The sequence below is a fragment of the Pseudoalteromonas sp. MM17-2 genome (assembly GCF_022347945.1).
GTDB lineage: Bacteria > Pseudomonadota > Gammaproteobacteria > Enterobacterales > Alteromonadaceae > Pseudoalteromonas > Pseudoalteromonas ruthenica.
In genome coordinates this window covers 1-16,688 of the sequence record NZ_JAKRFV010000030.1, presented here as the reverse complement: position 1 = coordinate 16,688, position 16,688 = coordinate 1, and the positions used below count along the sequence as shown (strand labels likewise).

Genomic DNA, 16,688 nt, shown 5'->3' with positions numbered 1-16,688 from the left:
GTGACTTATTTCATTTGTAACAGTTTAATGATCATGGCGGCCCAAGCGATAATAAAGCACAGGCCCCCGATCGGAGTAATCGGCCCAAACCACTTGATACTTGTTAGGGCTAAGGCATACAAGCTGCCACTAAAGAGCACAATGCCGGCGATCATAAAGTAGCCGCTAATGGTAAGGTTGACACCAAACTTGGCCAATATGCCGAGCAAAATCAACCCTAAGGCATGATACATTTGGTATTCAACACCCGTTTGAAAAACGCCAATCGCGTACTCGGATAAGCGACTTTTTAAGCCATGGGCAGCAAAGGCGCCAAGTATAACACTGAGCCCCGCGAAAAGCGCTCCACTAATAAGAAATAACTGACTCATAACTGCTCCTTAATAAAGCTCACAGCGAGCTCCGCTGCCTTTTGCCATTGCTGTTGTTGGGTAAAGCCACTTTTCTTGCGCGGCACCAAGGAATGATCGCCATCTTCCAACCAATGGATCTGAGCGGGACGCGTATCGACAAGTTCGAGCAACTCTGATTGCTTGCCGAAGGTGTCGCGCTCTCCTTGGAGCACACAAAAAGGTACTTTGATATCGGCAAAATGAGCGACACGCAGTTTGTCTTTTTTTCCTGGCGGGTGGAACGGATACCCGAAGGCAATGACGCCTTGGACATCACTTGGCTGCTCAGCAACCAACATACTGGCCATGCGCCCTCCCATGGATTTGCCGCCAATAAACAGCGGCAAACCTGAGCGACGATGCCCAAGGTGTTCGTTAAAGCTGGCTAACAGCTTATCGGCTTTTTCCGGTGGCCGGCGTTTGTTCTCTTGCTTAGCACGCTGCATGTAGGGGAAATCGAATAACCCCACGCTCACACCCAAAGCGGCCATGTTCGCTGCCATTTGCTGCATAAAGTCACTGTCACTGCCCGCCCCTGCACCGTGGGCAAAAATAAACTGGGCAATCGGCGATTGCGCTTCAATCCACTGCATTAAAGCTGCTCCTGTTCTTTTTCAACTAACCCTAGCATCCACTCTTTAAATGAGACGATTTTACCGAGCTCCGATTGCGACTCACGAAAGACTAGGTAGTAAGCGTTTTTACTTTCTAAGGTATGATTAAACGGCACAATTAATCGCCCCGCATCAATTTCTGGTTTCGCCAGCACCAAGTTGCCAAGCGCCACACCTTGACCGTGGGCAGCAGCCTGCATCGCCATCGACGAGTGCGAGAATATCGGCCCTTGGTTAACTTGCACATTGCGTACTCCAGCGGTTTTCATCCATAACTTCCATGGTCGGCGCGTGGTATCGTGCAACAGTGTGTGGTACTGCAAATCTTGTGGCTCGTTCAGCGGTTTAGGGCCGTTCAATAGCATAGGGCTACACAAAGGCACCAAGTATTCGGTGTGCAACTTATGAGTTTCCACGCCACTCCAATGACCGCGACCATAATAGATAGCAATATCAACATCATCTTGAAGTGAATTGTCGTCCTGGTCTTGCGCTTTAATACGCACATCGATCTCTGGGTGTAACTCGTTAAACAAACTTAACCGAGGCACCAACCACTGAATCGCAAAGCTTGGAGTCAGGCTCACCGTTAACGACCCTTTGGCTCCACGCGCTAACAGTTTTTCTGTAGCATCGACTAATTGTGCAAAAATCTCTTTAATATCGAGAAAGTACCCTTGCCCCTCTTCAGTTAATAGCAAGGAGCGATTTTTTCGCAAAAATAATTTCAACCCTAAATGCTCTTCTAGGGTTTTGATCTGATGGCTTACGGCTGCTTGAGTTACATACAGCTCTTCTGCTGCTTTGGTAAAGCTTAAATGCCTTGCCGCTGCTTCAAAAGCCTTTAGAGAATTTAGAGGGGGGAGTCGCCGAGCCATAACTAACGATTAGTTTTTTTTATGTGGGTAAAGTATAACATTAGATTAGGTGCAGACAATAAACTTGATAAAAGACAGATTAACAACACAGCCCAAAATCACTGCTCGGTAAAACAACAGAACATCTCCCTCTAGACTAATAAGTAAAAACGTCATAATCTGTTTTTATGAAGTTTCTATATTTGCTACTAAGTGTTGCTTTTCCAGCTTTTGCTAATGACTACGATGTGACTTGGTTACGCATTAATGCGCCGCCATTTTCCATGCCTGCCAGCAGCTCTGATTCGGGCATTTGCGATGATCTCGTTGATGAGATTATCGCCCGGACTCCGGATTTAAAACATGACTCCATTCATTTGCCGCAAATGCGTTTAAAGGGGTATTTTGAACAAGGCAAAAACGTATGTGCGCCCTGCCTAATCAAACGCGACAATCATCCTTTAGTAACATTCTCCACGCGCACCAGCGTCTATCCGCCCATGGGTATCGTCACCACCGCACAAAAGCAGCGCTCTATAACCGAAAAACATGGCAGCCCCGTGCGCCTTTACTCGCTCTTAAACGATACAGGTTTACGCTATGGACAAGGTGCCGGACGGAAATACAGCACGTGGATTGAGCAAATCAAATCGCGAGTACAAAATAATCAAGCAGTGACCCTTAATTACCGTGGTGCCGATCAGGCCTCGGTGTTAGGCGACATGTTAGTCAACGAACGCATCGACTTCGGCATCGACTATCCCTTTATCGCCACTTACTACAACCGTCATCATGACGCTCAGCTTGTCACTTTACCCATAGCTAATAACCAAGAAGATATCGTGTTTGGCGCCATCGGCTGTGCCAAGCGCGCTGATAATGACTTTGCTACGACCTTTATCAACCGCATTAACCCTATTATCCGCGACCATATTTTACCCAGTGAGTCGTACCGACAACACCAAAGTAATTGGTTAAATGAATACTTCGATGATTTTTCCCAAGTATATGAAAAACACTTATTAACAAAAAAGCCAGCGCAACACGCTGGCTCTGAAAAACGCGATACAAACTAGGACATTAACCTAAATCGCTGGCACTGGTATCAAGCGCCGGGAAGCTCTTTACCAAATCATCAATGGCTTTCATTTGTCTCAGGTACCCTTCCAGTTTCGCCAATGGCAGTGCACATGGGCCATCACATTTAGCTTCGTTAGGATTTGGGTGAGCTTCAATGAATAGTCCAGCAAGGCCAAGAGCCATACCACTGCGTGCCAATTCAGCCGCCTGAGCACGGCGACCGTCGGCACTGTCACTGCGTCCACCCGGGCGTTGTAGCGCATGAGTGGCATCAAAAATAACCGGTGCCATGGCTTTCATATCGTCCATACCGAGCATATCAACCACTAAGTTGTTATAGCCAAAACTGGTTCCTCGCTCACACAAAGCCACTTGCTCGTTACCCGCTTCGGCAAATTTATTGATGATATGACGCATCTCATGAGGGGCTAAAAACTGTGGCTTTTTGACGTTTATAACGTTACCAGTTTTCGCCATGGCCGTTACCAAATCCGTCTGCCGTGCTAAAAATGCCGGCAGCTGAATAACATCCACGACCTCAGCAACAGGGGCTGCCTGATAGGGTTCATGCACATCGGTAATTAATGGAATATCAAAAGTACGCTTAATCTCTTCAAAAATCTTCAGCCCTTCTTCCATACCCGGACCTCGATATGAGGAAATAGACGACCGATTTGCTTTGTCAAAAGAGGCCTTAAATACATAAGGAATATTGAGCTTATTCGTGACCTCCACATAGTGCTCTGCGATACGCATCGCCAAATCGCGAGATTCGAGTACGTTCATACCACCAAACAGCACAAAGGGGTTTTTGTTTGCCAACTCAATGGCACCGATAGTTAACTTTTCAATCGTCATTGTCATTTCCTTAAGGGGCGACTGATTGCATAATCAAGCCACAAATATAAGCCATGTAAGTACCCACACCGTAACCTAACACCGCCAGTAGTACGCCCACCGGGGCCAATGAGGGGTGAAAGGCTGATGCCACCACCGGCGCTGATGCGGCGCCGCCGACATTGGCTTGCGAACCCACCGCCATGTAGAACAACGGCGCTTTGATCAGTTTGGCGACAATCAGCATCAAGCTGGCATGGGTAAGCATCCAAATAGCACCCACGACAAAGTACAGCGGGCTGTCTAAAATAGCGGTAATATTCATGTGTAAGCCGATGGATGCGACCAAAATATAGAGGAAGCTTGAGGCCACCTTTGACGCTCCAAAAGCCTCAATATGGCGTACCCGAGTAAAAGACAAGCTAATGCCTATGGTAGTCGAGATAACGATGAGCCAGAAAAACTTACTATTTAGGCTGTATTCCTGAGCCCAGGCAAATTGGTCAAAGTACGGGGCTAACAGATCACCGCAAAAATGAGCAAAACCGGTAATACCAAACGCGATGGCGATAATGGTCATGTAGTCATTCAGTGTGGGCATACGCGCATGCTCTGCATGGTAGGCTTCGACCCGCTTTTTCAAATCCTCAATGGCAGTGGTGTCGGCACCCGTTTTCGCATCGATGGCTTTGTGATTCCCGGCCATTAGCAACAGTACCGCCATCCATAGATTGGCAACAATCACATCCACAGTCACCATTGCCGAGAAAATATCGCCGCCAACCTCGAACATCTCTTTCATTGATGCTTGGTTAGCTCCGCCACCAATCCAGCTGCCGGCAATTGTCGTCATTCCCCGCCACACGGCATCAGGGCCATGACCGCCAACCGCTTCAGGGTAGATGGCACTCATCACTAAAATAGCTAAAGGCCCGCCAATCACAATGCCCACGGTGCCGGTTAAAAACATAATCAGCGCCTTAGGGCCGAGATTAATAATCGCTCTTAAATCTATGCTAATGGTTAATAATATTAAACAGGCAGGTAGCAAAAACCGCGAAGCAACGTAGTAAACATTGGAACTGTGGCCGTCAACGATGCCAAAAGTATTAAGCAACGACGGTAAAAAGTAGCACAGTAAAAGCGCGGGAACATACTTATAAAACTTTTGCCAGAAACGATGCTGGCTATGTGCCGTTTTAAATATAACGCCGAGGATCACGGCGAGCATACCCATCACCACCGCATCGTTGGTGATCAGTGCCTCATGAGGTTGAGCCATAAAAAATCCTTACCCTAATGGAGTGTGTTGTTATTGTTATCCAGCTCGTCAATTTGATGACGGACTAGCTCAATGGCTGGGTCGTCGGGACATTCATCGACAAAAAAACGTAAATCAGCCTTGGCCAGTTCTGGTCGGTCAATTTGGTTAAGCAAGTACCCTCTGTCGCGCCGCTCATAGGGATCATCACCGAGTAGTTCAATCAGTAATTCCACACAGGCAAGCGCGTCGCCAAAACGCTCAGCACCGATAAAAGCCCATTTTTGATGCGCCAGATACAGCTTATATGCCTCTTCATCGAACACCATCTCAGGTAATGTCTCATTATCGGTTTCCGCGTTTTCAGGCTGCAAATGCCATATCTGTTGCCCAGAGGCGGGTTCTATGAGGTAGTATTCCTGTGCACTAAACGATACCTGCACCATAACACTTTGATCAATCAGTGCAATATCGGCGTTAAAGCGACAATGTTCTAAAATGGCTTGCAGTACAATCGCCAATGATAGGCTGTTACCTGTGCGGTATAGCAAGGTAAAATAAACACTGTTTAGGCGATACTCTGGCATCTCTTGTTGTGTGCCACTGAAGCTCCAGTCACTGTAAAAACAATCAACGATAGCATCAAGCGCTTGGTGTTTATCGCTGTAACGCGCATAGACCTCGCTGGCGGCTCGTTGTAACTGTTTGAGTTGAGCAAAGGCATCATCAACATTAGCTTGTGCATGCCACCGAGCTTCAGCTTGAATACACTGAGTGATGGCACTGACACTGTAGCTGTGCTCTAGATCGAATTGGTCATCTAACCACACATCAGACATAGAATAGGGTACATCTCACGAGCTAAAAAAAACTGAGCGCTAGTTTACCTAGGATCGTGAAGATATACCAATTTCGGCGGTTTTTAGTGGTTAATTGTTAACTAAAGAAGCCAGATTTCGACCCAGCCAAGTAGCCAATCGCTAAAAGCACGAGGGTATTAACCCCTAACCATAACCATTTTTTGCCTTGTGTAGGCGCTTTAAGCAGCTTAAAACCGATAACAATGTAAGCGACCACTAAAATAATTTTTTGCCATAGCCATGGCACTGCAAGGGGGTTGATACTGGCCACCACAAGCAGCGCAATCGCACTCAGTAGCAGCAAGGTGTCAACAATATGGCTGGATATAAATACTGCTTTATTCGCAGCAATTTTACCACCACCGATACGTGAGAAAGCGCGGGTGTAAAAAAGCACCACACTCAAGACTACAAACAACACATGGGTGTGTTTTAGTGCAATATAATCCATACCATTCCTTAATCTGGGTAGCGCGCTAGAATTGTTTCTAGCGTGTCTAGTTTTTCAATAAATACATCTACGAGCTTGGGCTCAAACTGGGTCCCGCATAAGCGTTGAATTTCTTCCACGGCTTCGGCTTTACCCCAAGGTTCTTTGTAACTGCGCCGATGACGTAAGGCATCATAGACATCTGCCAACGCCACTATGCGGCCAAACACGTGAATATCTTGGCCTTTTTTACCTTGCGGATAGCCACTGCCATCCCACCACTCATGATGCTCTTGAGCAATCGTGGCTCCTGCTTGTACTAAAGGCCGTTTAGAATCCGCTAAAATAGTGTAACCTTTTTGCGCATGCTGTTTCATCACCTGCCATTCGTTCTCATCGAGCTTCCCTGGCTTGTGTAAAATAGCGTCAGGCACGCCCACTTTGCCAACATCATGCAGAGGAGACGCACTGCGCACCAGTTCACACTCTTGCTCACTCAACCCCAAACCCCGCGCCAACTCATAGCAGATATGCGACACCCGGCGAACGTGATTGCCTGTCTCGTTACTGCGCTGCTCTAACGCCTCGCTTAAGCGCCACACCAACTCCTGCTGAGTGTCTTCTATTTCCGATTGCAGCTGTACATTTTCATACGCAATTTGTACGTTCTGAGCAAAGATTTCAATCAAGTGTCGTTGCGTGGTAGTCAGGTTTTTAGGCACTCCGGAGATATAAAGCAAGGCGCTGTTATTGTATTGGCTAGAGCAATGGGCAAACAGATAATCGTCTTTATAAATAATGGTTTTTTCATTGAGCGCTTGTGTACAGGCGGTAAACTGCTCTGCACTAAGGACTTGATCTAGAGATTTACCCTCACTTTGTTCAAACTCCCCCTGACCGGCAAAAACCACTAAGTTTTTCGCGTCCTTTTGCTCACTGCTGGCCACTAAAGAGGTCGCATACATGGCCTTATCAACTGAGCCGAGTAAGGAAGTGAGCTGCTGAATTACTCCGTGAATAAAGGTTTCCATGGAGTGTGAAGCAAATATATCTCGCGAAGCAGTGATAATTTTTTCCAGTCCCTGACGCGATTGCTCGATGGCTAAAATGTCACGATACGAGCGCAGGCTGGACATCACTACGGTGAACAGCTTTTGCGCTGTCAGTTCAGTTTTCGACTTGTAATCGTTGATATCGTAATTAACGATGACTTGGCGCTCTGGCGCCTGGCCAGGCTGACCTGTTCTGAGAATAATACGCACATGATGGTTTTTGGCTTCATGGCGGATGTACTCTGCAACCTTCAAACCGGCATCATCGGTTTCCATAACCACATCGAGTAGCACAATGGCTGCATCTGGGTGCTGATTAATTAGCTGTTTCGCTTCGCTGCCTGAGTAGGCACTGATAAACTCCAGCCGTTTTTCTTGGAACTCAAAATCACTAAGCGCGAGTTTCGTCACAGCATGGACTTCTGGTTCATCATCAACAATAAGAATTTTCCAAGTTCCAAGGCTATCTTGCTCGACTTCTTCAATTTCCTCATCACTGAATAAAAAGTCTTCGGACATGTTAGTTCCTTTTAAAAATCAACGACCAATGTCACTCCCTAAGCATAGGCCTAAGTTGTGTATTCAGCCAAGGTGATGCGCTCATTTTGACCTAAATCGACCACTGTCCGCGCATTAACGTACCCGTAATTAGTCAACAGTTGCCGTACAGCCTGCCCTTGCTCGAAGCCATGCTCTAACATCAACGTTGCACCTGGGTGCAAATAAGCGCGTGCTTGGGCAATGATATGGTCAATATCGGCCAAGCCGTTGTCTTTGGCAACCAAAGCGCTGAGAGGTTCATAGCGCACATCTCCAACACTCAGGTGAGGGTCGCTCTCATCGATATAGGGCGGGTTACTAACAATAAGGTCAAAGCGCTGGGCGGCAATAGCACTGAACCAATCGCTCTGGTAGATGCGCACGTTTGCAATACCGAGGGACTGTTGGTTGTGCATCGCTAAGGTAACGGCATCGGCACTGGCATCAACCCCTTGCACCTGCCATTGCTGACGTTCACTAGCCAGCGCCAAAGCAATGGCCCCTGTGCCTGTACCGAGGTCTAAAACCTGCGCATTCTCAGGTAGGTCGAGCGCCAATGCCTGTTCAACAAGCGTCTCGGTATCGGGTCTCGGTATTAAGGTGCTACTGTTGACGGCCAATGGTAAGGACCAAAACTCGCGGGTGCCCGTTAAGTGGGCAACTGGCACCCCCTGCAAACGCTGACTTAATAGCTTTTCAAACTCACGCAGTTGACGCTCTTCGAGGGCCTTATCGCCCCAAGCAAATAGGTAGGAGCGTGGTTTACGCAGCACGTGTAATAATAATACTTGTGCATCTAGGCGTGGTGATTCACTGCTGTCTGCGAGCGCCGTTGCTGCATTATGCAGCACGGCATCAATAGTCGAATTCGACAATTAATCGTCACCCATTGCAGCAAGCAAATCGGCTTGGTGTTCTATCAATAGTGGGTCAATCACAGCGCCTAAATCACCGGCAACCACCTCATTCAAACGATACAGGGTGAGGTTAATACGGTGGTCAGTAATACGCCCTTGTGGGTAATTGTAGGTACGAATACGCTCTGAGCGGTCGCCACTGCCCACCAAATTACGACGCTGGCTGGCCTCTTCTGCCTGACGTTTTTCTGTTTCCGCTTGCTCCAAGCGAGCAGCAAGAACCGACATTGCTTTAGCGCGGTTTTTATGTTGTGAACGTTCATCCTGACACTCAACCACAACGCCTGTGGGAATGTGGGTAATACGAATAGCAGAGTCGGTTTTGTTAACGTGCTGTCCACCGGCACCTGAGGCGCGGAAGGTATCTACTTTAATATCTGCGGTATTAATTTCGATGGCTTCGGCTTCTGGGATCTCAGGCATCACCGCGACCGTACATGCAGAGGTATGAACACGCCCTTGCGATTCTGTCTCAGGCACACGCTGCACTCGGTGCGCACCGGATTCAAACTTTAGCTTGCCGTATACGCCGTCGCCTTTGATATTGGCAATCACCTCTTTATAACCGCCGTGTTCACCTTCGTTAGCGCTGACTAGCTCTACTTGCCACTTCTGAGTTTCTGCATAGCGGCTGTACATACGGAATAGATCGCCTGCGAAAATAGCCGCTTCATCACCGCCCGTACCGGCCCGCACTTCTAAAAACACATTGTTGTTATCACGAGGGTCGCGAGGCAACATCAATACTTGCAATTGCTCTTCTAGGCTCTCCACTTGAGCTTTTGCTTCTTTGTATTCTTCTTGCGCCATTTCACGCATATCAGGATCGGAATCTTTGAGCATTTCTTTTGCTGTGCTCACATCTTCTTGTGCTTGCTGATAGGCGGTAAAGGCTTTAGCCACTTCTTCTAATTCTGCATATTCTTTGGATAAAGCACGAAACCTGTCTTGATCGCCTATCACTTCGGGATCACTCAGTAGCGCTTGAACTTCTTCATAACGCTCCACCAAGGTTTCTAACTTGCGGTATACCGACTCTTTCATGTGTTTGTTATTCCTGGTTAATTCCTAACATTTTTTGCATTTGTGCCAGCTGCCCCACTTCGCCTTTCTCGGCCGCATCTTTAATTGCCTTAGTAGGCGCATGCATCAGTCGATTAGTGAGTTTATTCGCGAGCTCAACCATGATTTTCTCTGGCTCTTTGCCACTGGCTAGCTGAGCCATTGCTCGCTCAAGGAGTTGTTCTTTCGTTTGCGTCACATCATTACGATAATCGCGGATGAGTCCCACTGAATCGAGAGACTTTAGCCAATTATCAAACTCACTGACTCGCGCGGTGATAATCTGCTCGGCTTCTTTTGCTGCTTGCTCTCGCGTTGCCATATTTTCGCTGACGATCGCTTGCAAGTCATCCACTGAATATAAATAGGCGTTATCCAGCTCCGCCACTTGGCTTTCGATATCCCGAGGAACAGCGATATCAATCAACAACATAGGCTTGTTTTTACGCTTTTTCAGCGCCTGCTCAATCACCCCTTTACCGATAATGGGCAACGTACTGGCCGTTGAGCTGATGACAATATCGGCCTGTGGTAATTGTTCCGGCAACTGCGCTAAGGATATCACGCCAGCGGCGAACTCGTCGGCTAAATTTCGGGCGCGGTCGATGGTACGGTTGGCAACAGTCATTGATTGGGGTGAGTGCTGATGAATATGTCTGGCAACCAGCTCAATGGTTTCACCAGCGCCAATGAGTAGTACACGCGTGTTATCTAGCTTGCCATAAATATGTTTGGCTAAATTCACTGCAGCATAGGCCACCGACACCGCACTGGCACCAATATTCGTCTCGGTACGCACCTGTTTCGCGACAGAGAACGTTTTTTGAAATAAGCGCTCGAATAAGACTCCAACACCGCCATTCTTTTTAGCGCTGGCGTACGCTTGTTTTATTTGCCCAAGAATTTGCGGCTCACCCAGTACTAATGAATCAAGACCGCAGGCCACCTTCATCAAATGATAGATAGCTTGGCTGTGATCAAAGCTGTACACGTTTTCCGCCAACTCTTTGCTATCAAGTTGGTGAAACTGCGCGAGCCACTGCAACACTTGCTCCGGTGTACCGCTCTCAAGTGAACAATATATTTCAGTGCGATTGCAGGTCGAGACGATCACGGACTCGGCAAACTCATCTTGCATTGTGAGTTGCTGTAGTGCACGGTCAAGTTGTTCAGGAGAGAAGGCAACTCTCTCGCGCAAATCAACCGATGCTGTTTTGTGATTAATACCCAGTGCGACTATGGTCATGGTGGACAACTATTGCTTAACAACCAATTTTATTAAATACTTACTCATTCTTTAAATTAGCGCATAGATGGATAGCTTCTGCCAAACGGATTTTATCGATGGCAGTAAACGAATTCGTCGACGCTAAATGAAAATCGCTTGCAATAACATTGGTCTGAACCTGCTTCAAGCGAATAATTTTACGAAAATCAAGCGAATAAGGAAAGGCGGGAAAGACATTTGATTAACTTTCGATTGATTTTGCTGGTGTTTTTTTTGTTTCTCACAGGCTGTGTACAAACAATCCCGGAATCCACACCACCTAGCGACACTTGGCGCACCTCCCTTAAGCAAATAAAACACTTTCGCAGTGAAGGTAAAATGGCGTTTATTTCACCACAGAAGCGGCAATCAGCTAATTTTGTTTGGCAACAACAAGACGATGAATACAGCCTCGATTTAAACACCTTTATCGGCACCAACGTTTTGCGCTTAAAACGCCACCCCTATATCGTTGAGCTGGATATCGATGGCGAACAATACCAAGGCCATAACGCACAGAGCTTAGTGTATCGTTTAAGCGGTTGGCTGTTACCTTTAGATACCCCAGAACAATGGCTGTTAGCGGCCTACGACGCCGAGTCAGCTCAGTTTGATCAACAACAACGCGTACGCAGCGCCAGCTGGCTGAGCCCGGATAATCGTCAGTGGCAGATTCGTTACCAAAATTACGAGGCTATTCAGGGCGTTTGGCTACCAACGCGTATCACCCTGAGCCACGATACTCTGCGCGTTAAGTTATTAATTAATGAATGGCAACTGCAATGAACTCTTGTGCACTTAGCGTGATAGCACCGGCTAAACTTAATTTGTTTTTGCATATAACGGGGCGTCGGGATGACGGCTATCATGAATTGGAAACCCTTTTCACTTTTCTTGACCACGGCGATGAGTTGCACTTTCAACCACGCCAAGACTCACGCCTCGAGCTGGCGCCAATGAATGGCGTGGCCAACGAAGATAACCTTATTTTCCGCGCTGGCGAACTTTTGCGCCAAGCCTATCAGCAGCGGGGGCTCGAAGTGTGCGGAGTGAATATTGATATCGATAAGCGATTGCCTATGGGCGGCGGCGTCGGCGGTGGTTCATCGGATGCGGCAACAACCCTACTTGCTCTTAATTCACTGTGGGGCAACAAGCTGAGCCTGGATGAGCTAGCAGAATTAGGCATTCAACTCGGTGCCGATGTGCCCGTGTTTATAGGCGGGCACAGTGCCCTAGCGCGAGGGGTTGGTGAACAATTACAAGCGGTTGATGTACCACAACACTGGTATTTGGTAGTACATCCACAAGTGCATGTAAGCACCGCAGCGGTATTTGGCCACCCTGATTTACCTCGAGATAGTGCCCCCCTACCACAGCAATGGCAGCATGCAGAGCATAGAAATGACTGTGAAGCACTGGTCAAAAAGCTCTACAGCGAGGTTGAAAAAACACTGCAGTGGTTGCTAAAATACGCTCCGTCGAGAATGACTGGCACTGGGGCGTGTTGTTTCGCCGCGTTCGATAGCGAACGCGCAGCGTTAGACGTTCTAGAAAAGCTGCCCACCGAGTGGCAAGGCTTTGTTGCCAAAAGTTTAAATCAATCTCCTGCTCATACAGCGCTTGGTTTAAACTAATGTAGAAGTAAAGTGTTTAAGTTAGCCTGCAAATTCACTTGCATGTTAGTCCAAAATTTCAGTGCCCGAGGAACCCTACCGTGCCAGACATGAAGCTCTTCGCTGGTAATGCAACGCCTGACCTAGCTCAAAAAGTTGCAAAACGTTTATATATCGAACTAGGCGATGCCGAAGTTGGTCGTTTTAGCGACGGTGAAATCAGTGTATCTATTAATGAAAACGTCCGTGGCTCGGACGTTTTTATTATCCAGTCTACCTGTGCGCCGACCAACGACAACCTGATGGAATTAATCGTCATGGTTGATGCGCTGCGCCGCGCTTCAGCTGGGCGTATCACCGCTGTACTGCCGTACTTCGGTTATGCCCGTCAAGATCGCCGTGTGCGTTCTGCTCGTGTGCCAATCACTGCCAAAGTTGTTGCTGATTTCTTATCAAGTGTTGGCGTCGACCGTGTGCTAACGGTAGACCTCCACGCCGAGCAAATCCAAGGCTTTTTCGATGTGCCGGTGGACAACGTATTTGGCAGCCCTGTACTTATCGAAGACATGGCTCAGCGTGATTTTGACGACGTCGTCGTTGTCTCACCTGACATTGGTGGCGTAGTTCGCGCCCGTGCTATTGCGAAGTTACTTGATGACAAAGACCTCGCTATTATTGATAAGCGTCGTCCTCAAGCCAATGTCTCTCAGGTTATGCACATCATTGGTGATGTCAAAGGTCGTGACTGTATTATCGTTGATGACATGATTGATACTGGCGGCACACTTTGTAAAGCTGCTGAAGCATTAAAAGAACATGGCGCTAAACGCGTGTTTGCTTATGCCACCCACCCAGTATTATCCGGTAATGCAGCTGAAAATCTGCGTAATTCAGTAATTGACGAAGTCATTGTCACCGACTCAATTCCGTTGTCAGATGAGCTTAAAGCCTTGGACAATATCAAGGTATTAACCTTGGCTGATATGATGGCCGAGACCATCCGTCGTATTAGCAACGAAGAATCTATTTCGGCGATGTTTGAGCACTAAAGCTGCTTCGCCGATGAGCTCAAATAGAAAACACCGCCGAGGCGGTGTTTTTTTTATTCTGCTGTTTATTTTAACCAAGGCCGGTGGTACTATAGCGCGCCTTTTTTAATTGGCTGTGGTGTAACATTGCTTGCCAATTGGGTTAAGGCCTTTGGTCGCGAAGGTCTTACACTATATTAATTTGATAATTTGGAGACATCATGTCTAACGATTTTTACACATTTGATGCAGAAGTACGTACAGAGTTAGGTACTGGTGCGAGCCGCCGCCTACGTCGTGCAGACAAAGTTCCTGCGATCCTTTACGGTGCAGGCAAAGACGCTGTATCACTAACGCTTGACCACAACAAAGTGAACCAAGCACAAGACCACGAAGGTTTCTACACGCACATTCTTACTCTGAACATCGGTGGTGAGTCTGTTGAAGCGATTCTTAAAGACATTCACCGTCACCCGTTCAAGCCTAAGATCACGCACTTAGACTTCCAACGTGTTGACCCGAATTCTAAGATCCACACTAACGTGCCAATTCACTTCATCGGTGATGAAGAAGTTAGCAAAAAAGGTGCAACTGCTGTTCACCAGCTAACTGAAATCGAAATCACGTGTCTACCTAAAGCGCTACCTGAGTTCATCGAAGTAAGCGTGGCTGACCTAGTTCCTGGTGATTCACTACACCTATCTGAGATCAAACTACCAGCAGGTGTTGTTTCAGTAGAACTAGCTAAAGGCGCTGACCACGACCAAGCGGTTGTAACTGTCAACGCTAACAAAGCTGCTCCAGCTGAAGACTCAGAAGAAGCGTCTGACAGCGACGCAGAATAAGGTTTAAGGTGTTAGCACCTTGAATACTATTCAAATGCTAGTGGGCCTGGCTAATCCAGGCCCCGAATATCAAAAGACCCGCCATAATGCAGGGGCCTGGTTTATCGAAGAACTGGCCGCACGCTATAACTGCACTCTAAAACCTGACGCAAAACATCACGGCTTAACCGGCAAAGTTATTATCGGTGACAGCGAATTTAAGCTTCTGATTCCAACCACTTATATGAATCTCAGTGGTAAATCTGTGGCCAGTTTAGCTAACTTTTACAAAATCCCCGTTGAGCATATTCTTGTTGCTCATGACGAGATGGATTTAGAACCGGGCATCGCTAAGTTAAAAAAAGGCGGTGGACACGGCGGTCACAACGGACTAAAAGATATCATTGCGAAAATGGCTAACAACAAAGAATTTATGCGTTTGCGTATAGGTATTGGCCACCCAGGTCACCGTGATAAAGTGACCGGTTGGGTGTTAGGCAAGGCGCCTCAAGCTGATCAGGAAAAGATCGACGCTGCAGTTGATGAGGCTGTGCGCTGCATGGATATTTTGGCGAAAGACGGTGTGCTTAAAGCACAAAACAGACTCCACTCATTTAAGCCATAATGACGCGTGGCTTGAACACAAACAGGTATACATAATATGGGTTTTAAATGTGGTATTGTTGGCTTGCCTAATGTTGGTAAATCAACCCTTTTCAACGCGCTTACCAAAGCTGGTATTGAAGCGCAAAACTTCCCCTTTTGTACTATCGAGCCAAATACAGGCGTTGTTCCAGTACCCGACGCACGCTTAAACCAGCTTGCAGAGATTGTTAACCCACAACGTGTTCTACCTACGACCATGGAGTTCGTTGATATCGCTGGTTTGGTAAAAGGCGCTTCGAAAGGTGAAGGTCTTGGGAACCAATTCCTCGCCAATATCCGCGAAACCGATGCGATTGGTCATGTTGTGCGTTGCTTTGAAAATGACAATATTGTCCACGTTGCCGGGCAAATCGACCCTGCCGATGATATTGAAGTTATCAACACTGAGCTTGTGTTGGCTGACATGGACAGTGCTGATAAAGCGCTACTACGTCAAGCAAAGAAAGCCAAAGGCGGCGACAAAGACGCAAAATTCGAGATAAGTGTGCTTGAGAAAGTAAAAGCGCATTTAGATGAAGGCTTAACACTGCGCTCACTACGCTTGGAAAAAGAAGAAAAAGCAGCCATTGATTACTTAAACTTCTTAACCATTAAGCCAACTATGTACATCGCCAATGTCAACGAAGATGGCTTTGAAAATAACCCGCATTTAGAAACCGTGCGCGAGATTGCTGCGAATGAAGATGCAGTGGTCATTCCGGTTTGTGCAGCCATAGAAGCCGAGCTATCAGAGCTCGAAGAAGACGAGCGCAACGAATTTATGGAAGATTTAGGCCTTGAAGAACCAGGCTTAAACCGAGTGATTCGTGGCGGCTACGAGTTGCTACAGCTGCAAACTTACTTCACTGCGGGCGTCAAAGAGGTTCGTGCTTGGACGATTCCTGTTGGTGCAACAGCGCCACAAGCAGCAGGAAAAATACATACGGATTTCGAAAAAGGCTTTATCCGTGCACAAACAATCGCGTTTGATGACTATATTGAATACAAGGGCGAAAATGGCGCAAAAGAAGCCGGAAAAATGCGTCAAGAAGGCAAGGACTACATTGTTAAAGATGGCGATGTAATGAACTTCTTGTTCAACGTGTAATAAACACCGCTTTAATAAGCCCGCTTTATTAGCGGGCTTTTTTGTTTGTGAGTGAGAAAAAGAAGCTGTTTTTTATTCGCTTCGCTTGTTTTTCAGGCAAACAATTCATCCTCGTTATGTTTTTACTAAAAAGGTGTTGACGCGCTTTCGGCAGATCAGCATAATACGCCCCGCATCAGCGATGATGAACAAGTAAAAGTTGGCTACGTAGCTCAGTTGGTTAGAGCACATCACTCATAATGATGGGGTCCCCTGTTCAAATCAGGGCGTAGCCACCATTTTCTTTCTACCAATAAGA

18 protein-coding genes and 1 tRNA gene are annotated in these 16,688 nt (G+C 47.2%); 8 read left to right on the top strand and 11 right to left on the bottom strand.

The window, feature by feature from the left end:
- Positions 1 to 5 precede the first annotated feature (5 nt).
- From MHM93_RS18095 to MHM93_RS18085, 3 genes are read right to left on the bottom strand one after another with little or no spacing between them, the layout of a single operon-like run.
- Positions 6 to 371 carry a DUF423 domain-containing protein gene (locus MHM93_RS18095; protein WP_022944699.1) on the bottom strand — a complete coding sequence of 122 codons (366 nt, stop codon included), beginning with the start codon at positions 369 to 371 and terminating at the stop codon, positions 6 to 8.
- On the bottom strand, positions 368 to 985 hold the full coding sequence (locus MHM93_RS18090; RefSeq protein ID WP_239450075.1) for an alpha/beta family hydrolase: 618 nt from the start codon (positions 983 to 985) through the stop codon (positions 368 to 370). The genes MHM93_RS18095 and MHM93_RS18090 overlap by 4 nt, the downstream gene beginning before the upstream one ends.
- Positions 985 to 1,884 (bottom strand): transcriptional regulator GcvA, encoded by a 900-nt coding sequence (locus MHM93_RS18085; protein WP_022944697.1) that lies wholly within the window; start codon positions 1,882 to 1,884, stop codon positions 985 to 987. The genes MHM93_RS18090 and MHM93_RS18085 overlap by 1 nt, the downstream gene beginning before the upstream one ends.
- A gap of 167 nt (positions 1,885 to 2,051) precedes the next feature.
- On the opposite strand from MHM93_RS18085, the gene MHM93_RS18080 reads away from it, so the two are divergent.
- Complete coding sequence (locus tag MHM93_RS18080; RefSeq protein ID WP_239450074.1) at positions 2,052 to 2,939, top strand: hypothetical protein; 888 nt, start codon at positions 2,052 to 2,054, stop codon at positions 2,937 to 2,939.
- A 4-nt stretch (positions 2,940 to 2,943) separates the two neighbouring features.
- Here the strand turns inward: MHM93_RS18080 and kdsA are convergent, their stop codons facing one another.
- From kdsA to hemA, 8 genes are all read right to left on the bottom strand, one after another.
- On the bottom strand, positions 2,944 to 3,801 hold the full coding sequence (gene kdsA / locus MHM93_RS18075; protein ID WP_239450073.1) for a 3-deoxy-8-phosphooctulonate synthase: 858 nt from the start codon (positions 3,799 to 3,801) through the stop codon (positions 2,944 to 2,946).
- Between the two features lie 10 nt (positions 3,802 to 3,811).
- The gene (locus MHM93_RS18070; RefSeq protein WP_022944694.1) at positions 3,812 to 5,062 is read right to left on the bottom strand and encodes a DUF819 family protein; all 1,251 of its coding nucleotides are present in this window, start codon (positions 5,060 to 5,062) and stop codon (positions 3,812 to 3,814) included.
- A 14-nt stretch (positions 5,063 to 5,076) separates the two neighbouring features.
- Positions 5,077 to 5,880: a tetratricopeptide repeat protein gene (locus MHM93_RS18065; protein WP_239450072.1), complete on the bottom strand. Its 804-nt coding sequence runs from the start codon at positions 5,878 to 5,880 to the stop codon at positions 5,077 to 5,079.
- Positions 5,881 to 5,977: 97 nt separating this feature from the next.
- Positions 5,978 to 6,352 carry a SirB2 family protein gene (locus tag MHM93_RS18060; RefSeq protein WP_053911871.1) on the bottom strand — a complete coding sequence of 125 codons (375 nt, stop codon included), beginning with the start codon at positions 6,350 to 6,352 and terminating at the stop codon, positions 5,978 to 5,980.
- A gap of 8 nt (positions 6,353 to 6,360) precedes the next feature.
- Positions 6,361 to 7,902, bottom strand: a complete 1,542-nt coding sequence (locus MHM93_RS18055; protein ID WP_239450071.1) for a response regulator — start codon at positions 7,900 to 7,902, stop codon at positions 6,361 to 6,363.
- 50 nt (positions 7,903 to 7,952) lie between these two features.
- Positions 7,953 to 8,798 (bottom strand): peptide chain release factor N(5)-glutamine methyltransferase, encoded by an 846-nt coding sequence (prmC, locus tag MHM93_RS18050; protein ID WP_239450070.1) that lies wholly within the window; start codon positions 8,796 to 8,798, stop codon positions 7,953 to 7,955.
- The gene (gene prfA / locus MHM93_RS18045) at positions 8,799 to 9,884 is read right to left on the bottom strand and encodes a peptide chain release factor 1 (protein ID WP_239450069.1); all 1,086 of its coding nucleotides are present in this window, start codon (positions 9,882 to 9,884) and stop codon (positions 8,799 to 8,801) included.
- Positions 9,885 to 9,891: 7 nt separating this feature from the next.
- Positions 9,892 to 11,148 (bottom strand): glutamyl-tRNA reductase, encoded by a 1,257-nt coding sequence (gene hemA, locus MHM93_RS18040; protein WP_045979735.1) that lies wholly within the window; start codon positions 11,146 to 11,148, stop codon positions 9,892 to 9,894.
- Positions 11,149 to 11,367: 219 nt separating this feature from the next.
- Between hemA and lolB the strand changes: the two genes are divergently transcribed.
- The 7 genes from lolB (at position 11,368) to MHM93_RS18005 (ending at position 16,668) form a co-directional block, all read left to right on the top strand.
- Positions 11,368 to 11,955, top strand: a complete 588-nt coding sequence (lolB, locus tag MHM93_RS18035; RefSeq protein WP_022944687.1) for a lipoprotein insertase outer membrane protein LolB — start codon at positions 11,368 to 11,370, stop codon at positions 11,953 to 11,955.
- Positions 11,952 to 12,806 (top strand): 4-(cytidine 5'-diphospho)-2-C-methyl-D-erythritol kinase, encoded by an 855-nt coding sequence (ispE, locus tag MHM93_RS18030; protein ID WP_239450068.1) that lies wholly within the window; start codon positions 11,952 to 11,954, stop codon positions 12,804 to 12,806. The genes lolB and ispE overlap by 4 nt, the downstream gene beginning before the upstream one ends.
- An 80-nt stretch (positions 12,807 to 12,886) precedes the next feature.
- Positions 12,887 to 13,834, top strand: coding sequence for a ribose-phosphate pyrophosphokinase (locus MHM93_RS18025; RefSeq protein WP_022944685.1), 948 nt, complete (start codon positions 12,887 to 12,889; stop codon positions 13,832 to 13,834).
- Positions 13,835 to 14,034: 200 nt separating this feature from the next.
- Positions 14,035 to 14,658 (top strand): 50S ribosomal protein L25/general stress protein Ctc, encoded by a 624-nt coding sequence (locus MHM93_RS18020; protein ID WP_022944684.1) that lies wholly within the window; start codon positions 14,035 to 14,037, stop codon positions 14,656 to 14,658.
- A 19-nt stretch (positions 14,659 to 14,677) separates the two neighbouring features.
- A complete protein-coding gene (gene pth, locus MHM93_RS18015) occupies positions 14,678 to 15,262 on the top strand; it encodes an aminoacyl-tRNA hydrolase (RefSeq protein WP_022944683.1) in 585 nt (194 codons plus the stop codon).
- A gap of 36 nt (positions 15,263 to 15,298) precedes the next feature.
- Positions 15,299 to 16,390: a redox-regulated ATPase YchF gene (gene ychF, locus MHM93_RS18010; RefSeq protein WP_022944682.1), complete on the top strand. Its 1,092-nt coding sequence runs from the start codon at positions 15,299 to 15,301 to the stop codon at positions 16,388 to 16,390.
- Between the two features lie 201 nt (positions 16,391 to 16,591).
- Positions 16,592 to 16,668: transfer RNA gene (locus MHM93_RS18005), tRNA-Met, on the top strand.
- Positions 16,669 to 16,688: the final 20 nt, after the last annotated feature.